19 protein-coding genes and 1 pseudogene are annotated in these 21,495 nt (G+C 59.6%); 7 read left to right on the top strand and 13 right to left on the bottom strand.

Annotation, left to right across the window (positions count from 1 at the left end; genetic code table 11):
• Window positions 1-189: 189 nt before the first annotated feature.
• Window positions 190-1,002: a hypothetical protein gene (locus J4O73_RS19230; RefSeq protein WP_426219959.1), complete on the bottom strand. Its 813-nt coding sequence runs from the start codon at window positions 1,000-1,002 to the stop codon at window positions 190-192.
• Window positions 1,003-1,133: 131 nt separating this feature from the next.
• On the opposite strand from J4O73_RS19230, the gene J4O73_RS19225 reads away from it, so the two are divergent.
• Window positions 1,134-1,397, top strand: a complete 264-nt coding sequence (locus tag J4O73_RS19225) for a helix-turn-helix domain-containing protein (RefSeq protein WP_426219958.1) — start codon at window positions 1,134-1,136, stop codon at window positions 1,395-1,397.
• A 1-nt stretch (window position 1,398) separates the two neighbouring features.
• On the opposite strand, the gene J4O73_RS19220 is transcribed toward J4O73_RS19225, so the two are convergent.
• The 3 genes from J4O73_RS19220 to J4O73_RS19210 form a co-directional block, all read right to left on the bottom strand.
• A complete protein-coding gene (locus J4O73_RS19220) occupies window positions 1,399-1,998 on the bottom strand; it encodes a hypothetical protein (protein ID WP_426219956.1) in 600 nt (199 codons plus the stop codon).
• 73 nt (window positions 1,999-2,071) lie between these two features.
• The gene (locus J4O73_RS19215) at window positions 2,072-2,407 is read right to left on the bottom strand and encodes a DUF3768 domain-containing protein (protein WP_426219954.1); all 336 of its coding nucleotides are present in this window, start codon (window positions 2,405-2,407) and stop codon (window positions 2,072-2,074) included.
• 104 nt (window positions 2,408-2,511) lie between these two features.
• Complete coding sequence (locus J4O73_RS19210) at window positions 2,512-3,255, bottom strand: hypothetical protein (protein WP_426219952.1); 744 nt, start codon at window positions 3,253-3,255, stop codon at window positions 2,512-2,514.
• Between the two features lie 923 nt (window positions 3,256-4,178).
• Between J4O73_RS19210 and glmS the strand changes: the two genes are divergently transcribed.
• Genes glmS through J4O73_RS19190 form a run of 4 tightly spaced genes read left to right on the top strand, consistent with a single transcriptional unit; the run spans window position 4,179 to window position 9,736 of the window.
• Complete coding sequence (gene glmS, locus J4O73_RS19205; protein WP_426219950.1) at window positions 4,179-6,005, top strand: glutamine--fructose-6-phosphate transaminase (isomerizing); 1,827 nt, start codon at window positions 4,179-4,181, stop codon at window positions 6,003-6,005.
• An 18-nt stretch (window positions 6,006-6,023) separates the two neighbouring features.
• Window positions 6,024-7,001, top strand: coding sequence for a UDP-glucose 4-epimerase GalE (galE, locus tag J4O73_RS19200; RefSeq protein ID WP_426219948.1), 978 nt, complete (start codon window positions 6,024-6,026; stop codon window positions 6,999-7,001).
• A 53-nt stretch (window positions 7,002-7,054) separates the two neighbouring features.
• Window positions 7,055-8,983, top strand: a complete 1,929-nt coding sequence (locus J4O73_RS19195) for a glycosyltransferase family 4 protein (RefSeq protein WP_426219946.1) — start codon at window positions 7,055-7,057, stop codon at window positions 8,981-8,983.
• Window positions 8,984-9,034: 51 nt separating this feature from the next.
• A complete protein-coding gene (locus J4O73_RS19190; protein WP_426219944.1) occupies window positions 9,035-9,736 on the top strand; it encodes a glycosyltransferase in 702 nt (233 codons plus the stop codon).
• Between the two features lie 449 nt (window positions 9,737-10,185).
• Here J4O73_RS19190 and J4O73_RS19185 read toward each other — a convergent pair.
• From J4O73_RS19185 to J4O73_RS19175, 3 genes and pseudogenes are all read right to left on the bottom strand, one after another.
• Window positions 10,186-11,229, bottom strand: a pseudogene (locus tag J4O73_RS19185) (IS110 family transposase).
• 186 nt (window positions 11,230-11,415) lie between these two features.
• Window positions 11,416-12,510, bottom strand: a complete 1,095-nt coding sequence (locus J4O73_RS19180) for an IS5 family transposase (protein ID WP_426219942.1) — start codon at window positions 12,508-12,510, stop codon at window positions 11,416-11,418.
• A gap of 146 nt (window positions 12,511-12,656) precedes the next feature.
• Window positions 12,657-14,048, bottom strand: a complete 1,392-nt coding sequence (locus J4O73_RS19175) for a polysaccharide pyruvyl transferase family protein (protein ID WP_426219940.1) — start codon at window positions 14,046-14,048, stop codon at window positions 12,657-12,659.
• A 1,237-nt stretch (window positions 14,049-15,285) separates the two neighbouring features.
• Here J4O73_RS19175 and J4O73_RS19170 point away from each other — a divergent pair.
• Complete coding sequence (locus J4O73_RS19170) at window positions 15,286-15,435, top strand: hypothetical protein (RefSeq protein WP_426219938.1); 150 nt, start codon at window positions 15,286-15,288, stop codon at window positions 15,433-15,435.
• Between the two features lie 78 nt (window positions 15,436-15,513).
• On the opposite strand, the gene J4O73_RS19165 is transcribed toward J4O73_RS19170, so the two are convergent.
• Both J4O73_RS19165 and J4O73_RS19160 read right to left on the bottom strand, forming a co-directional pair.
• Entirely contained in the window at window positions 15,514-16,047 is a 534-nt protein-coding gene (locus J4O73_RS19165; RefSeq protein ID WP_426219936.1) for a hypothetical protein, read from the bottom strand.
• A gap of 337 nt (window positions 16,048-16,384) precedes the next feature.
• Window positions 16,385-17,026: a phosphatase PAP2 family protein gene (locus J4O73_RS19160; RefSeq protein ID WP_426219934.1), complete on the bottom strand. Its 642-nt coding sequence runs from the start codon at window positions 17,024-17,026 to the stop codon at window positions 16,385-16,387.
• 137 nt (window positions 17,027-17,163) lie between these two features.
• Here J4O73_RS19160 and J4O73_RS19155 point away from each other — a divergent pair, with 137 nt between their 5' ends.
• Window positions 17,164-17,514: a hypothetical protein gene (locus tag J4O73_RS19155; protein ID WP_426219933.1), complete on the top strand. Its 351-nt coding sequence runs from the start codon at window positions 17,164-17,166 to the stop codon at window positions 17,512-17,514.
• Between the two features lie 289 nt (window positions 17,515-17,803).
• On the opposite strand, the gene arsH is transcribed toward J4O73_RS19155, so the two are convergent.
• The 4 genes from arsH to J4O73_RS19135 all read right to left on the bottom strand — a co-directional run bounded on the left by arsH (window position 17,804) and on the right by J4O73_RS19135 (window position 21,413).
• The gene (gene arsH / locus J4O73_RS19150; RefSeq protein ID WP_426219931.1) at window positions 17,804-18,550 is read right to left on the bottom strand and encodes an arsenical resistance protein ArsH; all 747 of its coding nucleotides are present in this window, start codon (window positions 18,548-18,550) and stop codon (window positions 17,804-17,806) included.
• 570 nt (window positions 18,551-19,120) lie between these two features.
• On the bottom strand, window positions 19,121-19,660 hold the full coding sequence (locus J4O73_RS19145; RefSeq protein WP_426219929.1) for a cytochrome b: 540 nt from the start codon (window positions 19,658-19,660) through the stop codon (window positions 19,121-19,123).
• Complete coding sequence (locus J4O73_RS19140) at window positions 19,657-20,268, bottom strand: class I SAM-dependent DNA methyltransferase (protein WP_426219927.1); 612 nt, start codon at window positions 20,266-20,268, stop codon at window positions 19,657-19,659. Before J4O73_RS19140 ends, J4O73_RS19145 begins: the two co-directional genes overlap by 4 nt.
• Window positions 20,265-21,413, bottom strand: coding sequence for an acyl-CoA dehydrogenase family protein (locus J4O73_RS19135; RefSeq protein ID WP_426219925.1), 1,149 nt, complete (start codon window positions 21,411-21,413; stop codon window positions 20,265-20,267). The genes J4O73_RS19140 and J4O73_RS19135 overlap by 4 nt, the downstream gene beginning before the upstream one ends.
• Window positions 21,414-21,495 lie beyond the last annotated feature (82 nt).

Here is a 21,495-nt window from a genome sequence, read left to right as displayed (position 1 = left end):
CTGCTAAAACGAGAGACGGTTCGATTACAAGCCTGCATCTACGCGCTATCCGGATTGACTGACGATGAAGGCGACACGCCTCGCCAATATCATCGGCGGGAGTATGTTGCTGAACGACGCCATAGACCTACATGGCTTTCGATCACACCACGAACAGCCACCATCGCTTTGACGATAACTGATACTCTATCAAAAACCGGATACGGACGCGAGGATCTGATCACCCCGTCGATACAGCCGCCATACGACGAATCGTTCGCCGGAGTTCAGCATCGCCGAACCTGAACAGGCTCGGTCCTGCGCCGCAGCATCGAAGCCAAGTTCCTGGATTCGATCGAGCGTCAGCAAGCGGCGATTCACAAGCCGATTGTCATCCGCCCCCTCGATGGCACGACGCACCAGATCGCGTGAGGCGCTGCTATCGCACATCGGCACACCCGCAACGCTTCCGCGCTGCCAGACGAGCCAGAGCAGAAGGAGGACGAGCGGCAACATCCACCACCACCCCGCCCATAGGCTGGTCGGCCGGCGGGGTACCTTCAGACGGCGAACCTGATCGGCATAGTCATCATCTGAGATTCGCCCCTGGCGTCGCAATGCATCGAGCCCCTCGACGCGCTCCCACACACCATCGAAGCGATCGCCGGCCGACCAGCGCGCTTCGAGGTCGCCAATAATCAAGGGGATGGCGTCCTTGGTCTGTACATCGGCATAAGCCAGTCGGAATTGGTCGATCGCGGAGGGCCCCAGTTTGCCGAGCCGCTCCACCGCCGCGCGAACATCGGGGTCATAAACGCTCAGTGTCGTCCATCGCCCTCGGAAGGCGGGCGTATCACCGGCTCGCTGGCGAGCTTTGACGACGATCAGGGCAATGAGTGCGCGAAAGAACAGGAAGCACACCACCGACCAGCGGTAGGGGTTGCGGCCTTTGTGACGTGCAACATTCCAAGCGACGAGGGCGGCGATCAGGCCGAGGGGGAGGAATAGACCTGTGAAGGACATAGCGATGCCGTCGGTGACGGTCCTCTGTGGGTAGGATGAAGTGAGGGGTGGCGTCGGCGGCTGACGTGGCCGCCGAATGAGGGACTGTCAGTCCATCGATTTTCAAGGCGCGCTTTGGCCTTGCTGTCGCGATGGACGCACGCGGCATCATCGGCTGGAATCTGCGGCGGCTGCGCGTCGAGCGCGGCCTCTCCCAGGAACGCTTGGCGTTCGCCGCCGGCATCGACCGGGCCTATGCCGGTCGTGTCGAGCGCGGCAGTGAAAACGTTACGGTCACGACCTTGGAGGCGATGGCGAAAGCACTGGCGGTGCCGATCGCGGACCTGTTCGTCGTGCCCGAGCCCGATGCCACGCGGCCGGCCCCGCTAAAGGCAGGTCGCAAGCCCATGGGCTAGCTCACGAGCGCAAGGGCGCATAGCCGGCGAGCCATCCGAGGTCCGTCAGGATGAGACGCAACTCGCGCCAGGGAGTAGCGTCGTCCAACGTAGGTCCGGGCGCGCGCACGCTGAGCAGGATGACCAGCTTCAGCGCGATGGCCTCGTAGGTCCAGGCGGGCATGGCCAACAGCGTGTCGGCGGCTGCGAAGACAGCCTCATCAAAGCTCGCCCCAAGCAGTTCGGCCTTGAGCAGGCCGCTTCCCTCGCCCGCGGCGTCCCAGCGGCGTTGCCGATGCCGCAGCAGTTCTTCGAGCCGGTGGCGGCGTCGACACGGCGGCATGGCCCGCGCGAGGCTTTGAACGTCGGCTACGTAGCGACACCCCCCATCCGGGCCGCGGGGGAGCGCCACACGCGGCAAGCCCACTCTGACCTGCAATTCGGCTTCGATTTGGTCGCACGCCGCGAGGGCGGTCGCATGGCGGTCGAGCAGGCTTTGAAACTCGGCAAACAGCCGCGGCATCGGATCGGTGGAGGGGCCGGTCCAAGCGGAAGCGAGATGGCGCGGCTCGTTACGGGCGAGCTTCATATTGAGGAACGGCAGGCTGCCGAGGAAAGCCATCAGGCACCGGCGCGAGGGCGGTCCCTGGCCAACTGAATTGAGGTCGCCGACGGAGGCCGTGGGGGCTACCATCTCAATATTCCCTCGCGAGCATGACGGTGAGCAAGCGGGTGGTGACGCTGGCGTCAGTCGGATCGGGCGAGGCGAAGCGGCCGGAGCGGCCGAAACAGTCGACTTTGAAGAAGACGCACTCGCCTGCTGCCTCTAGCGCGCCGAAATTGCGCTCCCCGTATGGGTCGCTGTCGAGGTCGAAGCGATCGAGAGCGGCAATCGCGTCGAGGATGATCTGCTGGCGTTCGCGGCCAAGCGCAATGATACCGGCGGTGAGCACGAGGGTTCCGCCGCTGAGGGAACGCCGCAGGATGTCATTGAGCGCGGCGATGCGGCCCACATCGATGATGTCGGTCATGGGATGCCTCGAAGGATGGGGGAATGATCACGGCGACGGCGCTCAGCGCAGTCGCAGGGCCGCCCGGGCTGCGACAATGCCCGGGCGCGTCGATGCCAGGCGGCTCAGGCCTCGCCGGGGGGCAGCAGCGCGAGTTCGCCAGCTTTGCGCAGGATCGTCGGCTCCGTGGGGTAGTCGTGCCAGCGCAGGGAAAAGACGCTGCCGTTGATGCCGATCACCTCGGCCTCCCACCAGCCATCATCGACCCCCTCATGCGCGAGCACGAGACTCCCGAGCCCGATCTCATCGCGGTCCCGCGGGCGGGGCTGACCGACGAAGGTACGATCGCCCGGCCGCGGCTTCACCGGTGGCGCTGCGGGGGCGCCCGTCTGCACGGCATCGCCCTCACCTCTTGGCCGACCGGGTCCTGCCTGGTTCTGGAGATCAATCACGCAAGGGGGCACCGCTTGCTCGGCCGGCATGATCGCTTTGCCGCTCGATCGCCCCGGGTCCGCGAAAGGCGCCTCCTGTCCTACCCCTGCGATGTGAAGCCCAGCTTCCTCCCCGGCCATAGCGACCAAGCGCGCAAAAAGGTCGTGTTTGGCAAAGGGTACTAGGGCTCTGCCGCTCGGCAACAGGCGGCCGCGCGCGAGCTTGGCGGCGAACGTACGCTGCTCGTCAGCGATGAGCGGAAGCGTACGCAATTGCATCGTCTTGGCCGCCGCGGCGGCTGCTTCGTCATCAGCTGCATCGAACCAGGCGGCGCGCGGCTTGCCGTCGGCGCCGCGCCCGAACAGCACGATGGTGGGGAGTTGCTGCGAGAGCGGGGTCTCGGCGACGAGTGCGGACGGAATGATTTGGTTCGTCATGCGCAGGCTCCAGAAATGACAAAGGCCCCCGAAACGGGGGCCTTTTGGAAGGTTCGGCTTTGGAGGAGGGCGCGCCGGTATCGGTATGCGGGCGGCGTCTGCCACTGTCGTGATGCTTGTCGAAGCATAGGGTCAGTTCTCCCAACATTTCGGCATTGTCGCGTCACACGGCAAAACCAAAAAACGGAAGTAATATAGCGATCATATACCGAAATGTCAAAATATAAATCCAATAATAGCCTGTTCAAAAAAGATTTAAGATATAAACCCGTCAAATTTACTCAGCCATGGGAATAATTCTGCCGCCTGGTCAAATGCTTTGTTCTTCAATTAAGCCTGGCAGCGACTTTGTGACGACCTTGCCTAACCGTGTCTTTTGATCAAAAAACGTACCTACCGCTTTGCACCCGTAGCAGCCGTCGTTGATCAATCAGGCAGCTGCCATTAGCGGACACGCTAAGTGTCATGTGGCAGGCTGCAGTCGCTTGATGGGATCTGCTTTAAGGGTATCTCAAAAACAAACGTTAAGCGGGCAGCGGGCCCTTGATGGCGCTACGCCGCTTGATGAGTCAGAGCGTCGAACCAACGCGCCGAAAAAAATGCCTTTCATAGTCCCGCTGTCGCTGACTATGGCCGGAAAGCAACAGGCACCGCGCGCCTGATGGCCTAGAAGCCCACAAATACAACCATGGATTGCAGGCCATGAACGCAGCACCAGAACCGAACAGCAAAACGGAGGCAAAGGGCGCCTTACAAAGGGAGCGACTGAATCTCTATGATCCGCATTTTCCGGTTCGGCGGCCCGCGAAAGACCCCTCAGAGCGTCCTCGCGTTGAAATCTACGCCCCCCACTTTCCACCGCGCAAGCGCTACTGATTGCGTCCAGACTTACGATAGACGCCAGGCGTCAGAATGAGAGAAGAATGTGCGGCATCGTCGGCATCGTCGGGCGCGACGCGGTAGCGGGGCAGGTGATCGAGGCGCTGCGGCGGCTCGAATACCGCGGCTACGACTCCGCCGGCATCGCCACCCTGGAGCATGGCAGCCTCCAGCGTCGGCGCGCCTCGGGCAAGCTCGCAAACCTCGAAGCCAAGCTCGCCGAGCAGCCGCTCACCGGCACGATCGGCATCGGGCACACCCGCTGGGCGACCCACGGCCGCCCCACGGAGGTGAACGCCCACCCTCATGCCACGGCGCGTCTCGCCGTCGTGCATAACGGTATCATCGAGAATTTTCGCGAGTTGAAGAAGGAGCTTGAGGCGGACGGCATCCGCTTCGAGAGCGACACCGACACCGAGGTCGTCGTCCAACTCGTCAGCCGCCTGATGGATCACGGGAAGGGGCCGGTCGAGGCCGTGGCCGCCGCCCTGCCGCGCCTGCGCGGCGCCTTCGCGCTGGGCTTCATCTTCTCCGGCGAAGAAAACCTGCTGATCGGCGCCCGGCACGGCGCGCCGCTGGCGGTCGGCTACGGGCAGGGCGCGAATTATCTCGGCTCCGACGCCCTGGCGCTCGCCCCCTTCACCGATGCCATCGCCTATCTCGATGAGGGCGACTGGGCGATCCTGACCCGCGACAGCGTCGAGTTCCGCGACGCCTCCGGCGCCGTGGTCGAGCGCGCACGCCAGACCATCGCCACCCAGGCGTTCCGGGTCGACAAGGGCGAGTACCGCCACTTCATGGCGAAGGAGATCCACGAGCAGCCGGAGGTCGTCGGCCGGACACTCGCCCATTACGTCGACATGGCCGAGGGCCGTGTGATCCTGCCGGAGGCCTTGCCCTTCGATTTCGCCAAGCTCAGCCGCGTCTACATCACCGCCTGTGGCACGGCCTTCTATGCCGGGCTCGTCGCCCGCTACTGGTTCGAGCAGATCGCCCGCCTGCCGGTGGAGATCGATGTCGCCTCGGAGGCGCGCTACCGCGAGGCGCCGTTGGAGAAGGACGGGCTGACCCTCGTCATCTCGCAATCGGGCGAGACCGCCGACACCCTGGCCTCCCTGCGCTACGCCAAGTCGAAGGGCCAGCACACGCTCTGCGTGGTGAACGTGCCGACCTCGACCATTGCACGGGAATCCTCCGTCGTGATGCCGACGCTCGCCGGGCCGGAGATCGGCGTCGCCTCCACCAAGGCGTTCTCCTGCCAGCTGACCGTGCTGCTCTGCCTCGCCATCGCGGCGGGCCGGGCGCGGGGCACCCTCGATGCCGAGGGCGAGCGGCGGCTGATCGACGGCCTCATCAAGGCGCCGGGCCTGATGGCCGACGCGCTGGCGCACGAGCCGGCCATCGAAGGCCTCGCCCGCGAGGTCGCGAAGGCGCGGGACGTGCTCTATCTCGGGCGCGGCACGAGCTACCCGATGGCGCTGGAAGGCGCCCTCAAGCTGAAGGAGATCAGCTACATCCACGCCGAGGGCTACGCGGCGGGCGAGCTGAAGCACGGGCCGATCGCGCTGATCGACGAGAGCGTTCCTGTCATCGTCATCGCGCCGCATGACGCGGTGTTCGAAAAGACGGTCTCGAACATGCAGGAGGTCGCGGCGCGCGGCGGGCGCATCGTGCTGATCGGCGATGCCAAGGGAGCGGCCGAGCACGGGCTCGAGACGATGGCGACCATTATGATGCCAGAAATGGACACTATGCTGGCGCCCATCATATATACAATCCCGATCCAATTATTAGCGTACTATACTGCAGTACACATGGGGAAAGACGCCGATCAACCAAGAAATCTTGCCAAATCAGTGACTGTTGAGTAAATAAAATAAGGAAATACAATGGGAATTCTGGTCACGGGCGGCGCTGGATACATTGGCAGCCATTTCACACTCGCACTTGCACGCAATAGCGAGAATGAAATTATTGTATTAGATGATCTTTCAACCGGTAACGCCAATTTTGTAACCAGTGGCGCAAAATTTTACCGCGGAGATATAAGCGACAGAAACCTGGTGAATGAAATTATAAAGCTACATAAAATAGACACGCTCGTCCACTTTGCGGCAAAAATTTCTGTACCTGAGTCGATCAGTCGTCCGCTTTACTATTATGACGAGAACACCACCAAGACTCGAGCCTTGATCGAAAGCTGCCTGATTAATGGAGTAAAATCCATAATATTTTCTTCGACTGCGGCGGTGTACGGGGAGCCAAAAGCCATACCTGTCAAAGAAAGTTCTGATCTTATTCCAATGAATCCATATGGACGCTCAAAACTCATGTCTGAATGGATCGTTCAGGATGCTTGTCACGCCCACAATGCAAGATTCGTTATTTTACGATACTTCAATGTGGCAGGCGCAGATCCTGAAATGAGAACAGGCCAAATTAACAAAAGCGCACGTCATTTGATAAAGATGGGGATCGATGCGGCCATTAATAGTACGACCCATCTAGTTGTGAACGGAGACGATTACGATACAGCAGATGGATCGTGCATTAGAGATTTCATACATGTCTCAGACCTGGCTGAAGCGCATTTAAATGCTTTGGAGTATCTAAATACTGGAGGATCTAGCAGGATATTAAACTGCGGATACGGCAACGGCTATTCTGTATTCGATGTAATCTCTACGATCAATCAGGTAAGTAGATCAAATATCAATGTCAAAATTGGCCCGCGCCGCGCTGGAGACCCGTCAATAGTCGTTGCTGAAACGAGATTGATTCGGGAAATACTGGGCTGGAAACCAAAATATGACAATCTTCAAACAATAATAGAGCATGCCTTCGCCTGGCAGCGGATCCATTCTTAGTCTTCACGTCCTAAGCTGTTCTGACCATCGAATTAAATTTCCAGGACAACAAAATGAAAAAATGGCAGATCTCATCGATATTGCTTCACCCAAAAATTCCTTTTGGAACAATCCGTCGCCGTATTAAGCGACAGATCGACTTACTGGAAAAATCAAAAGCCTTTGATAAATCGTACTACATAGACCAAGCACGTCAGGTGGGCATTACAGTGTCGCCTCATCGGGCGACATGGCACTATGTAGTAGTTGGTGACAAAATAAGATTGAAGCCGCATAGACTGTTCGACACACATTTCTATCACGATGTTTATCGAGATATCGAAAGCTCGGGAGTAAGCGCGCTTTATCACTTTATTACACACGGCTGGCAAGAAAATCGCAACCCACATCCGGCGTTCGATACTGCTTACGTCAAATCGCAGATTTCTAGCGATAGCAATCCGTTGCTATATTACTTTATATCTGAGCCGGGAACTATAAACCCTCACAGAATGTTTGATGAAAGATCAGTCTTAAGTCAAATAGGTAAAGAGAAAATTGTAAATCAGACGCTGTTAGAATTTTACTTTGATGAAGATTTGTCCCTCGATCCATCGGATCATTTTAATTCGAAGCAGTATTTAAAGCGATATCCAGACATAAAAGATCTTCATCCATTTTATCATTATGTGAGATGGGGCGCGAAGGAAGGAAGGATTAGCACGGGAAATTACAATTCAATCGACGCCGTAAAGCAGCACATTGCTGAAATCGACCAAGTCGATTTCGATGTACTGCAGCCATGGCAAGACATTGATAGCATTGGCAGACTCAGTAGAGTCCTTATTGAAACAGCCGAGGAGATTTCATTAAGAAAACTCCTTGAAGCTGTGAACGATTCGCGGAGCACTTTTGTATTCATTACAAACAGCTTAACAACTGGCGGGGCGGAAAAAGTCTTAGCGAATATAAATAACGCGCTTTTAAACTCGGATGCCGTTGATACTTCGCTAATTATCGTCACAGGTCATGGGTCGAAAGACGCGCTTAAATGGATTGATACTAGTAAGCACGTGGTTTGCGATGTATCTGAAGAATTCGATCGTATGTCAGATCAGACGGCGGCACTCGCGCTCGCGAATTTCCTACAGTTAATACATGTCCAAGGCCTACTAGTCGTTAATTCGCGGCAGGGATGGGCGCTTGCCGAAAGGCACGGTCGAGCGCTATCTCGAATATTTCCCGTAAGCGTTTGCTGCTTCTGCTATGATTACGACGTATATGGTCGGCGTGCGGGGTATGCTCGAACACACCTGCCCTACGCCTTATCAGCAGTCACAAACATAATTACAGATAACTCAAGCTTTAAAAGGACGTTGATCGATGACCTTCGCCTGACAAATGATCTTGCAGACAAAGTTAAGGTCTTATATCAGCCCGTGGAGATTGCAAAACGCGAAAATTTATCCAGAATTAGGCCTACGTCAGCGGTGAAAAGAGTTATATGGGCGGGGCGCTTTTCAACGCAAAAGCGCTTAACGTTAGCATTTGAGATTGCACGGCTTATGCCGGACATACAATTTGTTTTTGCCGGAGGAGATCTCCCGGATATCGACATGCTATCATCCGCACTTGCTCCAAACATTTCAGTTTATGGCAAGTATGACAACTTAGAAGAATTAAAGTTGGAGCAATATGACCTGTTCTTGTACACCTCGGGTTGGGACGGTTTGCCAAACATATTGCTAGAAATTGCAGCAGCCGAGTTGCCAATCGTCGCTCCTAACGTCGGTGGCATATCTGAACTCGTGAGTTCACGCACTGGCTGGATTGTTGATGAGCATAACGAACCTAGCGCCTATGTATCTGCGATAATGGCGGCACTAGAAGATGCAAATGAATCGGGTATTCGTACAGCTCAGATGAAAGATCTTCTTATTCGACGGCATGGTAAAGGCGCGTTTGAACGCGTCGCGTCAGATTTACTCATTCGGGGAGATTAAAAATTGACTATAGAAATATCATTCATTATCAATCTTCATCGCGAGGGTCGTGTGTGCATACCGACATTAGACACTGCAGTAAAAGCAGTGAATTTTGCTAATGAGAAGAAGATCCGAACTGAATTGATTTTGGTGGCTGACAACCCGGATAGTGTAACTCTGCACTTTGCCGAACAGGTGGGCTCTTTGGCTCGGATTGAAATAACAAACGTGCGCGACCTCGGTGATGCGAGGAATCACGGCGTCAAAGTAGCAAAGGGTAAATTCATAGCCTTTATGGATGGCGATGACCTATGTTGTAAGGACTGGCTTGTTCGGGCGTATGAGGAGGCCTCCGCGTATAAAAACAAGTGTATAGTCCACCCTAAATTCAATCTTTTCTTTGGCAGAGACTATGATCGTTACTTCTGGGTTCACCCCGATTGCCGAAAAGATAAGGTGAAGCTGACGAAACTATTAGCTGAAAACCTCTGGACTTCCTCTGTGTTTGCAAGTCGAGATATTTTTTTGAAATTCCCCTACTGGCGCAATAAGCTTGGCGATGGCACCGGCTATGAAGATTGGGTTTTTAATATCGAAACCGCGCTAGCGGATATCCGCCACATCGTTGCCCCCGATACAATTCTATTCATTCGGAAAAACAAAACAGCAAGCCTTTTGGTTGCGTCGAACACAGTGGCGGTACTACCAGATATATCGAGAATATTCTCTGGAAAATGCACAGCAAAGGACTTATTAGATCGATTATTGTAGGTGGTAATTTTTTTTCGGTCTCGATGTTGTTGTTGTGGCTACGTCCTTTGTCAACTCAAGGTATATTACGGCAGACATCGGCTGCTGTGATCCCTCGTCATCTAAGCTGCAACAAACTGAAGCGCTCTTCTCGTTGTTCCTCTCAAATCCTAAGCGATGGGCGCCGCTATGTGAACAGATGGACACCTTCTGTCATCGGGGGTTCGGGTTCAAGGTATGGCGACGGTGTGGCCTGGCGGTCGGGGGTCATGCTTCTGTCCGTGATCGGCGCTTCGCGCCGTCACATGATGCGGTCGGATGGGAGCAGGGTAGCCGATCTCCAAAACGGCGTCGCAGCGCCACGGTGTCCGGCGGCTTGACCCTGACCCCTCTTCCCCGTCCAGGCGTCCCGTCAGCGACCTCGGTGATGGCTTGAAGGGGTTTGTCGTTTCCTCCTCGTGGGGACGGCCTCAGACCTGGGCGGTGGCGGGCCACCCGAAGCGGAAGTCGGTCCCGTCGACCCACATGCGGTGGAGCACGACGCCGAGCTTGCGCGCCAGGGCGACCTTGGCGCACTTGGCCCCGCGCCGCTTGGCCACGGCCATGGCCCAGGCCTTCAAGCTCGACCAGGCCGATACCCGCGTCAGGATCACGTGCGCTGCCTCGAACAGCGCCACGCGCACGGATGCATCACCCGCCCGGCTGATCGCCTCGGTCCGGTCGGTCTCGCCGGACTGGTACTTGCGCGGGGTCAGGCCGAAGCAGGCGCCGACCTGCTTCGAGGACTGGAAGCGCTCGGACTGATCGACGGCGGCGCAGAAGGTCAGGGCGACGATCACGCCCACACCCGGAGCGCTCATCAACCGGCGGCAGACGGCGTCGGCCTTGGCTGTCTCACGCACGCGCCTATCGATCCGGTCGAGGTGCTAACGCAGGGCCTCGCGGGCACCGAGCAGAGGCTCGAGGATCTGCAGCAGGCCAGAATGCCCGTCGAGCAGATCTCGCACGGCCGGCTCCCATCGCCCCCGCAGCGCCTTCGGCAGGCGCAGGCCATAGCCGCGCAGCAGGCCGCGCACGCCGTTCTCGATGTCCTTGAGCCGGGCCACCAGCGTGGCGCGCACCGCGAGCATCGTGCGCAGCTCGCGCGCGTCGGTCGTCTTCACATGCACGGGGCGGAACCATCCGGCGCGCAGGAGCTGGGCCATGCCGCGCGCGTCCTTGCGATCGGTCTTGACGATCATCGCCGAAAGGGCGGCGCGGACCTGGCGCGTCTCCATCAACACGACCTCGATGCCCAGGGCGGATAGCCCCCGCACCAACCACTCCGACAGCGGACCCGCTTCCAGGCCGACCCGCGCGATGCGCGGCAGATCCGGCGTCAGGCAAGCGGCGATGGCCTCGGGCTCGGTGGCGACCACCGCCTCGCGCGCGATGGTGCCATCGGACGTGACGAGGCAGAGGGTGGTCTTCTCCAGCGAGACGTCGAGGGCGGCGAACAGGGTCAGGTCGGGCATCACGGTCATCTCCGGTGGGATGGTCGGCCGCGTAGTGTCGGCCGAATCACCCCCGATGACCGCATCTCCAATTACCGTGATGACGGCGTTTTGTGGGAGGGTTCAGCGGAATGCTGAGCGCCTTGGCGATGTGATGCTGTCCTCGCGCTGGTCGCGAGTGGGGCGAATTGCCCTCGATCCCGGCCTTCAGGTGATCCTCGCGCGGGAGCCGGTGAGCCAGACCGCTCGGTTCATGTTGTAGATCAGGTTGGCCAGTCCAATTTTCACCCTGGTCCGGGCCAAGCCGATGGTGCGCACCACGAGCCCCATCGGCCCCTTCTGCCGGGCGAAGACATGCTCGACGGCCGCGCGGACCTTGGACTTCTCGCCGTTGGCCCGGGCGACGTTCCTCGCCATCGGCTTGGCCGGCGGCTTCTTGTGATGGATGCGGGAGCGGAAGCCATTGCCCGCCAAGTGTACCTCGTTGGCCTTCGAACGGTAGGCCGTGTCGGCCCAGACGTCGCCGGCAGTGTTGGCCTTCGAGAGGAGACCGCGCAGTTGCGCCCCGTCGTGGCGGGCCGCGTCGGTGGCGATCCAGGTCCGGATCAACCCGTGGCGGCGATCGATGCCGACGTGGTTCTTGTAGCCGAAGGCCGGGACCGCGAGGTCGATCCGCCTCGACCCATTTTCAGCCGGCTGTGCCTTCGACCACTTGATCGTCCAGCGTGAATCACGGTCCTTCTGAGCGAGCTTGGCCGGCTTGGCCTTCCAGGCGTCGGGCACGCGGCCAGCCCTCAGATCCGCCTTCTCGGCTTCCGTATTGCGCTGCTTGGGCGTGGCTACCACTGTGGCGTCGACGATCTGTCCACCCATCGCCAGGAAGCCGGCCTGCCTCCGTGCCGCCTCGTAGGCCGGGAACAGCACTGCGATCGCCGGCTTCCCCGCGATCTCGGCTCGGGTGAGCGCCTCCCGGAAGGTCCAGATGGTGTTGGCGTCCAGCACCGGATCGGACAGCCCGAGCCCGAGGAAGCGCATGAAGGAGAGCCGATCCTTGATCAGGAACTCGGTGCGCTCATCCGACAGCGAGTAGCTGGCCTGAAGGATCAGCACCTTGAACATGAACACTAGGTCGAACGGTGGGCGACCGCCCTTCGACCCGTCCGAGCGAGGCATGGCCCGGGCGAGGTCGTCCCGAAACAGCTCGAAATCGACGATGCGGCTCAGCCGCTCCAGCGCATCGCCCTTGGCCGAGAGATCCTTCAGACGCTCGTCCACGTCGAAGAAACCAGGCTGACCGCGCATCGCAGCACCTCACCGACCGCCGATGCCATCACACCACAAAACCCCTCAAACCGCGAGGTTTTTGGAGGCCTCCGACTTGTCATCACAAGACTGAAAAAATCTTCAAATCCATTGCAGCCTGCTGCTTAAATATCTCCGTAAAGTAGTTATCGGCCCTCACAATTCTCGTCGTTATTATCATTGGGCGATGATCCAGTCCAGATTCTATTCACGTCTTCATAAAACCGCTGACAGATCGACCTTACCTGCTCACACATCAAATGAACCAATTGATCCGCATGCTCACACTTGGGTGCTGATTCATCCTCGCTTATATGATCTTTTTTATCTATATTTACGCGCAATAACGAAATTTGACTTCCCAAAAAATGTTCGAGTCGGCGAGTAAAATATTGGCATTCTTGTTCAATCTCTGAGATTGTTCGTGATTTTCTCTTAAAGTATGATAATTCTGCTCTCAAAATACTTATTTCGCGCTGCGCCATTTCCAAGTTATTATGAAATTGATTGAGCTTCGGCTCAAACCATTCATTCTTTATTTTATCATATTCGGCGATGAGGTTTTGCAGCCGAACAATCTCCGGCTCATACCAATCACGGCGCAGTCTTGCAAGATTGATAAGCTCTTCACGCATTGCTTCATTTTCATCGAAGCTAATTTGACTCTCTAAATCATATAGGCCGCAATATTTTATACTTGAGATAGACTTTAGTGTGTAATCATACACGGCAGACAATTTAAAATAGTTTCCTGAATACATGTTAACTTTGCAACCAATCATTGCCGACAGGACAGTCATGTGCAATCGATCGGTATTCACGACTTGAAATCGCCCGATTAAATCGCACGCTGCAGTGATTGCCTCAATACAGCTTACTTTTTCTGACCAGATTCCGCCGTTCCATAAGAGAGCAACATCACAGTTGCCTAATGGCGTGCGCTTCAGCGCCGACTCGGCGTCGGTTCTGAATAGATTCAATTCGCCCGATCGGGCCAGAAACTTTTGCTTCGGAAGCGTATCCGGATTAATCGCAAAAGCAAGATCGGGGCAAAGCCCAATTCGATCTCGAAGCACGCGAGATTTAGCGAGCGCTGAAAATGAGACTTCCTCCCGAGCAAACAAAAAAATTTGATCTGCGTATCGTTCAAAATAATCCACAAAGCCATTAAAAGAACTTGGTAATACTAATAGTTTACCACCTGCCTCCAAGTGCGGTCGCAGCAGACGAGCCCAATATTCCCAGACTCCTTCCACCCATGCCCCACTACCACCTAGAATGATTGGAGTTTCTGGCAAAAGAATAGAATGATTGTTTGGATCTACTGCTCTTAAATCTATACCCTTACTTTCAAATAGATCGAAAGTGCCAAGTTGTATAAGGCCGTCACCTAGATTGCCGCCACTCGAAAAGAAACGAGCCTCTTTCGAGAAGTATTCATGCAACTCATTATTTAATTGCTCATTTTTCAATATCTCGGCTCTGATTTGAGCAAACTGAAACGACACTTCCGATGCATCCACGTACAGATCGTTCATGATTTATCTCTTGGAAAAGGGCGTTATTTCTTCTATCTACGGAATTTACTGCCTTTATCTTCTACTACTCGACGCTACGATTGATATTTAGTCTTATTTGAACTGAAAATACCGATATTAACCACGATTGACCTGTATATCATCAAATGCGTCGTTCCGTTGTGAAGGGCGTGTTCATGGGCAAGATCGCTGCCATGATAGATACTTCAGACACGGCCGGTTGCGAGGTTACTGCATGGCGGCGACTATGGATACTGATAAGAGCAGCTCGGGTGAGGCTGCAGTCGCAGACGGACGGAAGCCCGGTAAGGAATGGGGCCGAACGCGGCTGTATGTGATTTCTTTAGAATCATTCCCATTTTTTCTTCGTGATATAATTGAAACAAGCCTAATAGAGCAATATTAATTTGTAACTACGTCTGTGTAATTTTATTTCTTTGTTCTCAAACATCAATCTCGACGCGGTACACTAGGATTATCACGGTTAGCTCAAAATTGTCGGCTTGGCAGGCCCCTCCTCGGGCACGCTTGCCATCCTTGCAGAGACGGTTAGGCCGTGGCCCCGACCTTCACGCGGATGCCCTGTGGGGCCAATTTTGCTGTTCATGTGCGGGCGCAGGAACGTAACGCCGCCTCTGTTAGATAGTAAGTCACGCTGGGCGCGATGCCTGCAGCTTCGGAGATCACGCGCATTAACGTGAAGGACCTACCCTGCCCTATCACCCCCAGATCAATCTATAGCCCGAAGACGGCCCCACGCACGTAAACGGGAAAGTGCCGTGCAAAATGCTCTGGCGTCCCGTCACGTAGGGGCGCCCGTTCCTACATGTTCGCGTTGAGGATCAACGCGTCGATTTTGCTGATGCACCGCTACCATGCTACATTGATGCTACGTGCCGAGGGAAAAACATCCTTAATATCAATGCGCTGATCTCCTGTGGGCCGAATCCCGTAGGGCGCGCCAGCGGTGCACGCACTAACCTAAAAATCCCGGAACGTCTCGCAGAGTCGCTGATCGACCTGGGGCGGACCATTGGCCCGCGCAAGCGCATGATGCCTCCTGCACGAGCGTGGGGCGCTGGAGAGGTGAACCGACAAGCTCATCCGGCCTTGCATAGGTTTCGCGCAGCGCGGCACTCAGTCTGAGAACCCGATGATATAGACCCTTCAACGTCTTGCCCCGGGCAGCTTGGATCTCTTTATCGACGGCGAGGTCGTCGGCAGCATCGTCTGCTAAGTGTCCAAGGATGTCTACGAGGGCGGCTGGATTGTCGAGACGCTGACTGAGAGCCCGCCTTATCCGGCCCCGTCCATCGCCGAGACGCACAAGTTCGAGACACTGAAGGCGGCAGCGAATTGGCTGGAGGCCGAGGTTCCCGATCTCTGATCTGGACGGCATCCTGTCGGCCATGCCGCATGGTCAAAGCTCCCTCGTGTCGCCATTCGCCTTAAAGATATCGTTTAGTTAGCGCTCCGCGCGGTACGCCGCGATCATCTCCGGCGTGACATCCCTCGCGTAGCACAGCGGCGCGTATCCACCTGGCCGGACGTAGGTCGCCTGCTTCCCGCACGATGAGCCGTTGCGGGCGCTCTGGCAGGGACAGGCACACGGGCCGGGATAATCGGCGATCGAGCGCTCGATCAGCAGCTTCGTGATCGCGGCGTCGCGCAGGGCCGGCGAGGCTTTCGCAGGCCTCGCCTCGGCTTCCTCCGTTGGTCGCTCGTGCCGGAGGCGCTTGGCCTGGATCCAGCCTTCGCGCTGCGTGAGGGTGTGGCAGACCTGAATCCACCCGCCGCGCCGTTCCAACACCTCGACGGCCTGCCAGGCCTCGTAGCGGTCGAGCACGCGCCCCTTGCCATTCGGATCTACCCGTAGGGGCACCTTGTGGCCGCTGACGTACTGCCCGCCGGTGGCTGAGCGCTCGATCGGCTTCGGTCGCTCGACAGCGGGAGCCTCGACGGCCTGCGCGATAACGGCGGCGGCGGCCGGTGCTGTCACAGGGCGTGATGCGATCGGGACGTCGCTTGTCGTGGCGCCCGGAGAGAGCACCGGGACCGCATGCACCTGCGCGGCAGCGACAGGGGGCGAAGGTATCGATGGCGAGAGTGCCGACGCTCCAAAGATGGACGCGACGATCAAGACTGGCCCTGCGAACAAGGCCGTCAGGAACGGCACGCCGCTGCCGGGCGTACTGTGGCCCTGGCTCGCCTCCGGCCTATCGTCTCTCTCCGCGCAGTTCACGCTAGAGTTGAGTCAGCTGAGACTTCATCAACCTGACCGAGATGCGGCCGTCGTATCATCCCGCGATAGTTGTGATTACGGTGGGGGGAGCGGTTCAGCTGCTGTGGTCAGCAAACTTGTCATGTCCCCGCATTGGTCGCGGGGCGCCCGTGCAGAGCCGGTCGACTGCAAACTCTGCTGCGATGCCGATGGCAGCGCCTGCCAGGACATCGGCAGGGAAATGGGCGCCGCGCAGGACCTGCGCCGTGATGACGCCCGTCGCGACGGCGTAGGCAGGGGCCTTGATCTCCGGGAAGGCGCGGGCGGCGGCGCACGCGACGGCGGCGCTCAGGGCAGAATGGCCGGACGGAAAGGATTGCCAGGGTCCGACGTTCGTTCCTGGCCAGCCTCGAGTGTAGAAACCCTCATCCATGAGGACGTTGGGACGTGTGCGGTGGACCGTCCTCTTCAAGCTCGTCTTCACCACGCCCGCCAGGATGCCGGCCTGCAGCATGTGGCGGCCCGCTCCCGCGAGCCGACGATCCCGCATCAGGAGACCGAGGGCGTAGGCGCCAGCCGACAGAGCGAGCAGCGATTTCCAACTGCCGATCTCGCTCGCCGTGCCCAGAGCCCGCACCAGCGGCCGATCCTTGGCGCGCGCCAGATGGAGACCGGCGGCGATATCCGCCGCCTCCACTCCCTTGGCCGGGGCCACGGTCTTGGTGTGAGATGGCAGGCGGGGGGTGCGCGCAAGCATGGCCGGAAACGCGCGCGGTGAGATTTCGTTCGAGTGAGCCAGAGGCCCAGGACATGACACGGCCGGAGGGGACTGCCGACTTATCAATCATCTCGATCTCGACCGGCGATCGAACCCATCTTCCACCTTGAGCGTTCATGGGGCGCTACAAGGAGGAATGGGACATGAAGGTGCTTTCGGCGACCGTGTTGGGGTTGGCTCTCCTCAGCGGACTCACACCCGCACTGGCGCAGCCCTATGGAGGGCGCGATTACGGTTATGACCGTCGCGACTACGACGGGCGCGACAGGGATTATGACGACCGTGACCGTGGCGGGTATGGACGGGATTACGATCGCGGCGGACGCGGTGGCTACGCGTTCGATGAGCGCGAATATCTTCGCTGCAATCCCGACGTGCGCCGGGCGGTCATGCGCGGGCAGATGCCATCCGGCCTGACCCACTATCGGACGTATGGACGGCGGGAAGGCCGCCGCCTTAGCTGCTGACGGAGCCGCTGGGCATCCGCGGTGGACGTGGTCGGCCTGCTCTCCGTGAGCAGGCCGTCGCCGTGCCGCGCCGCCGATCGCTCGGATGCCGAAGGTGCCCCGGTTCGGCGCGGCGGTGCAGCTCCGCCCTGGATGCGTTTGCAGCGTCCCGCGCCGACACCGGCCCCCGCACCTTTCCACGACCCGATCGAGCCTGAAGGCAGGCCGTCTAGTGCCGTATAGACCGAGTTGAGCCGCCCCCGTCGATGGATTCCCGGAGGCAGGTGAGCCAACTTGCTCGAAGACGGCTCTAGCGTTTGACGAAGCCGATATCGGCGGCGACGCCCTTTAAAAGGTCCGGTTCGCGCTCCTTGCGCTCGCTGTAGCGGTCCACGAGGTGATCGGCCCGTTCGCGGGTGAGCAGCGTGAACTTCATCAGTTCCTCGCATACGTCCACGACTCGCTCATAGAGCGGACCCGGCTTCATCCGTCCGGCTTCGTCGAACTCCTTGTAGGCCATCGGCACACTGGACTGGTTCGGGATGGTGATCATCCGCATCCAGCGGCCCAGGATGCGCAAGGCGTTCACGGCGTTGAAGCTCTGCGAGCCGCCGGACACCTGCATCACGGCGAGGGTGCGTCCCTGGGTCGGCCGCACGCTGCCTTCGCTCAGCGGCAACCAGTCGATCTGGCTCTTCATCACGCCGGTCAGGGTGCCGTGCCGCTCCGGGGACACCCAGACCTGGCCCTCGGACCAGATCGACAGATTGCGCAGCTCCTGCACCTTCGGGTGGTCGGCGGTGGTGTCGTCGGGCAGGGGCAGCCCATCCGCGTGGAAGATGCGCACCTCGCCACCCATGGCTTCGAGGAGCCGCGCGGCCTCGTAGGCCAGGAAGCGGCTGAAGGAGCGCTCGCGCAAGGAGCCATAGAGAATCAGGAATCGCGGCATGTGCGAGAAGGGCGCCGCCGTCAGCACGCTCTCGCGGGTCGGCACCGCGAAATGCGCTTTGCTGAGATTCGGCAGGCCAACGGTGAAGGGCTGGGCGGGCTTGTCCACGGACCGTTCTCTTCGCCCCCTCACACTCTCACCTGAAGGTTATAGCGAAACCGGACGAACTCGGTAGCACGTCGGTTGGGCGCCTCTTATGTGGATGTCACTGCAAGGCCCCTCGAGAGGCACACATGTTTCGCCAATCCGCGACCGTGAAGCGTCCGCAGCTTGCTGCCCTCCTTCGATCGAGACCTTTAATGGCGCTACAGGGGCATCACCCCCGTGACCTCTAAGGCATCGATCTGCCGCAAATCCCCCGATTCATCCTCGATGATGATCGTTCCACTGAAGACATAGTCAGGATCGGATCTGGTTTCCGATGATGTTCCCCTGACAAAACCTCTGACGACGTCCCCGTTTCTCATCACGAAGACGAGATTTCGTCTTGTGTCTAAAACGCAAGTACAAATCACATTTGCTGCATAAGCTGCACGTGTTGTGTCAGATGTCGCGGTCTGCAACATGGGCGCCCCAGCCTAGTATTAAAGTACTAGGTACCAGACTGCTTGGTGGCTAGGCCCACGTCAAATTCTTTTTTCAGTCCATGCCTCAGCCATGGAGCAGCCATGCCCGGCCTCAGGTCATGCGGGAGAGGGTGTGGTCCTTCCATACCCTCTGATGCACCAGTGCCATGGCCGAATGCCCGAGGACGACGGCCAGGAGGGTGAAGCCCAGCCAGGCATGGAAGAGATCGGCCGGGGCCATCATCCATGCGATCTTGGTGTCCCGCTCCGGCATGAGGGGGATTCCATAGGGGGCGAACGGCTTGCCCGAGCCGTATTGGCGGAGCAGGGCGAGGCTCGGGATGACGACCATCAGGCCGTAGATGACGCCGTGCCCGATCGAGGCCGCCCGGCCGAGGCGGCCGGGATGGGGCGGGCGGCTCTTGAGATTCGCGAGGCCCCAGAGCCCCCGCAGCAGCACCAGCACGAAGAGCGTGAAGCCGAGGGTGAAATGGCTTCCACCGACGAGGCGGGTCACGGCGGTATCGCCGATCCCGACATAGAGCAGCGCTCCGGCGAATTGCCACGCGAAGAGCGCGGCCATCAGCCAGTGGAAGCCGCGGCTGATGCGGCCGTAGCGTTCAGGCGTGTCGAACCAGCGGGCCGTGCTCATGGTTGGCGTCCGGGCGCTGTGAGGGCTCGGTCCGCCAGCACGTCGAGGCGGTACGTCTCCGTCGCGAGATGCCGGAGGGGGGATAGGAAGGGCGCCGAGGCCGCGATGAACGCGTGCGCGGCCTCGTCACCGCTCAGGGGATAGTGGGTCTCGCCCGTCCAGTGGACCAGGACGACGACGCCACCCGGTCTGAGGGAATGCCGGACTTGCCCGGCCAGCCGCGCCACGTCGCCGGAATCGAGGAAATAGATCATCTCGGACAAGAGGATCAGGTCGAACGACCCGGCGGGCCATTCCACGGGAACCTGCGCCCGCTCGAACCGGACATGGCCGAGGTCGCGGCATGTCTCGCGGGCGCGGGCGAGGGCGCGCTCCACCACATCGACCCCCACCACCTCATCGCAGCGCGCGGCCAGAGCGCGGGTCAACACGCCGATGGAGCACCCGACCTCCAGGGCCGAGGCGTAACGCGGCTGCGGAAGCGCGGCGAGGGTCGCCTCGTATTTCGCGTGCTCGTAGGCGCTGGTCTCGAAATGCCAGGGGTCGGGATCGTCGGCGTAGTGCCCGTCGAAATAGCTCGGCGGGATCGAGGATGTGAAACGGCTCATGGACCGCCCCCATGCCAGAGGTCGCCGGCCATCCCGCCCGCCGCCAGGATCTCCTCCGCCGCGCCGACCAGAGCGCCGTCGGGGGCAGGCTGGCGCAGATAGGTCGCGAGATCGCGGGACAACCGCTCCAGCGGATGGCCGCGCAGGAAGCCCTGGAGGCCGACCGAGCGCTGGGCCAGTTGCAGCACGTCGAGCCCGGCCCGCTCGACCGCGAGACGCACGAGGTTGATGCAGGCGATCAGCCGCCCGGGCGGTAGCGTCCCCTGCGCGACCGCGGACGCGCCGCGCGCGATCCAGTTCCGTGCGCCCTCCACCGCCAGAGCCCCCTCCCCCAGCCGGGCGAGCTGGTGCGGGTCGCCTCCCCGCTTGTGGCGCGTCAGGTGCTCGCGCCACGCGTCGAACACGGCCTCGATGCCGCCGAGCTGCACGGCGGCGAAGCGCCAAGCGCCACCAGAGAAGACCGGCTGGCGATGATAATCGCCCGGTTCGCCGAGGATGGCATCGTCCGTGACCGGCAGATCCGAGAAGTCGACGGTGCCGGTGGCCGAGGCGCGCATTCCATGCGCGCGCCAATCCGACAGGTCGGCCCGGGTCCCGGCCTCCAGGGGGACGACCAGCATCAGCGGACCGTCCGCGTTCGCGCGATGGGCGGTGACGAGGGCGCGGGTCACGTGGCCGGCCCCCGAGGCGAAGGTCTTGGCGCCGCGCAGATGAAGGCCACCCGGCCCGCCCTCCAGGACGAGGCCGCCACCGGGTTTCTCGGTGTTCCAGACGCCGAAGAGATGGCCGGAACGTGCATCCTCGAACAGGCGCTCACGCTGTCCGGCATCACCGTAGAGGGCGACGAGGTGGAGCGCGTTGACATGGCCCTCGTACAGGCGCCCCAGCGCGAGGCTCCCATACCCGACTAGACGCAACACCTCGGCGAGTTTCGCCCCGCCCGGCTCCTCGCCGAGCCCCGCGCCGCCCTCGCGGACAGGGATGGGGGCGGCCAGGAGACCGAGACGGGCGAGGTCGGCCACGTCCGAGGCCGGAAAGCCGTCGTCGCGGTCCTGGGCGTCGGCGTTGATCCGCGCCGAGGCGGCCACCTCCCGCGCGGCGGCGAGGGCGTCGTAGGCCAGATTCACCGGTGTTATCTGGTCCATGCGTCCCTCCCCCCTCGCCCGCTTCACCGGCGCAAAACCGGACAGCACCGCTCGCGAGCCCTCCCCATGCCAACCTTGGTGA

The sequence above is a fragment of the Methylobacterium sp. NFXW15 genome, from assembly GCF_049887755.1.
Classification (GTDB): domain Bacteria; phylum Pseudomonadota; class Alphaproteobacteria; order Rhizobiales; family Beijerinckiaceae; genus Methylobacterium.
Note: the sequence above shows the minus strand (reverse complement) of the source record. Positions and strands in the feature narration are given on the sequence as shown.

Excerpts from the sequence above, each read along its gene's own strand:
- J4O73_RS19230 (WP_426219959.1), bottom strand. The coding sequence starts at position 1,002 with ATGTCCTTCACAGGTCTATTCCTCCCCCTCGGCCTGATCGCCGCCCTC.
- J4O73_RS19225 (WP_426219958.1), top strand. The coding sequence starts at position 1,134 with ATGGACGCACGCGGCATCATCGGCTGGAATCTGCGGCGGCTGCGCGTC.
- J4O73_RS19220 (WP_426219956.1), bottom strand. The coding sequence starts at position 1,998 with ATGGCTTTCCTCGGCAGCCTGCCGTTCCTCAATATGAAGCTCGCCCGT.
- J4O73_RS19215 (WP_426219954.1), bottom strand. The coding sequence starts at position 2,407 with ATGACCGACATCATCGATGTGGGCCGCATCGCCGCGCTCAATGACATC.
- J4O73_RS19210 (WP_426219952.1), bottom strand. The coding sequence starts at position 3,255 with ATGACGAACCAAATCATTCCGTCCGCACTCGTCGCCGAGACCCCGCTC.
- glmS (WP_426219950.1), top strand. The coding sequence starts at position 4,179 with ATGTGCGGCATCGTCGGCATCGTCGGGCGCGACGCGGTAGCGGGGCAG.
- galE (WP_426219948.1), top strand. The coding sequence starts at position 6,024 with ATGGGAATTCTGGTCACGGGCGGCGCTGGATACATTGGCAGCCATTTC.
- J4O73_RS19195 (WP_426219946.1), top strand. The coding sequence starts at position 7,055 with ATGAAAAAATGGCAGATCTCATCGATATTGCTTCACCCAAAAATTCCT.
- J4O73_RS19180 (WP_426219942.1), bottom strand. The coding sequence starts at position 12,510 with ATGCGCGGTCAGCCTGGTTTCTTCGACGTGGACGAGCGTCTGAAGGAT.
- J4O73_RS19175 (WP_426219940.1), bottom strand. The coding sequence starts at position 14,048 with ATGAACGATCTGTACGTGGATGCATCGGAAGTGTCGTTTCAGTTTGCT.
- J4O73_RS19160 (WP_426219934.1), bottom strand. The coding sequence starts at position 17,026 with ATGCTTGCGCGCACCCCCCGCCTGCCATCTCACACCAAGACCGTGGCC.
- J4O73_RS19155 (WP_426219933.1), top strand. The coding sequence starts at position 17,164 with ATGGGGCGCTACAAGGAGGAATGGGACATGAAGGTGCTTTCGGCGACC.
- J4O73_RS19145 (WP_426219929.1), bottom strand. The coding sequence starts at position 19,660 with ATGAGCACGGCCCGCTGGTTCGACACGCCTGAACGCTACGGCCGCATC.
- J4O73_RS19140 (WP_426219927.1), bottom strand. The coding sequence starts at position 20,268 with ATGAGCCGTTTCACATCCTCGATCCCGCCGAGCTATTTCGACGGGCAC.
- J4O73_RS19135 (WP_426219925.1), bottom strand. The coding sequence starts at position 21,413 with ATGGACCAGATAACACCGGTGAATCTGGCCTACGACGCCCTCGCCGCC.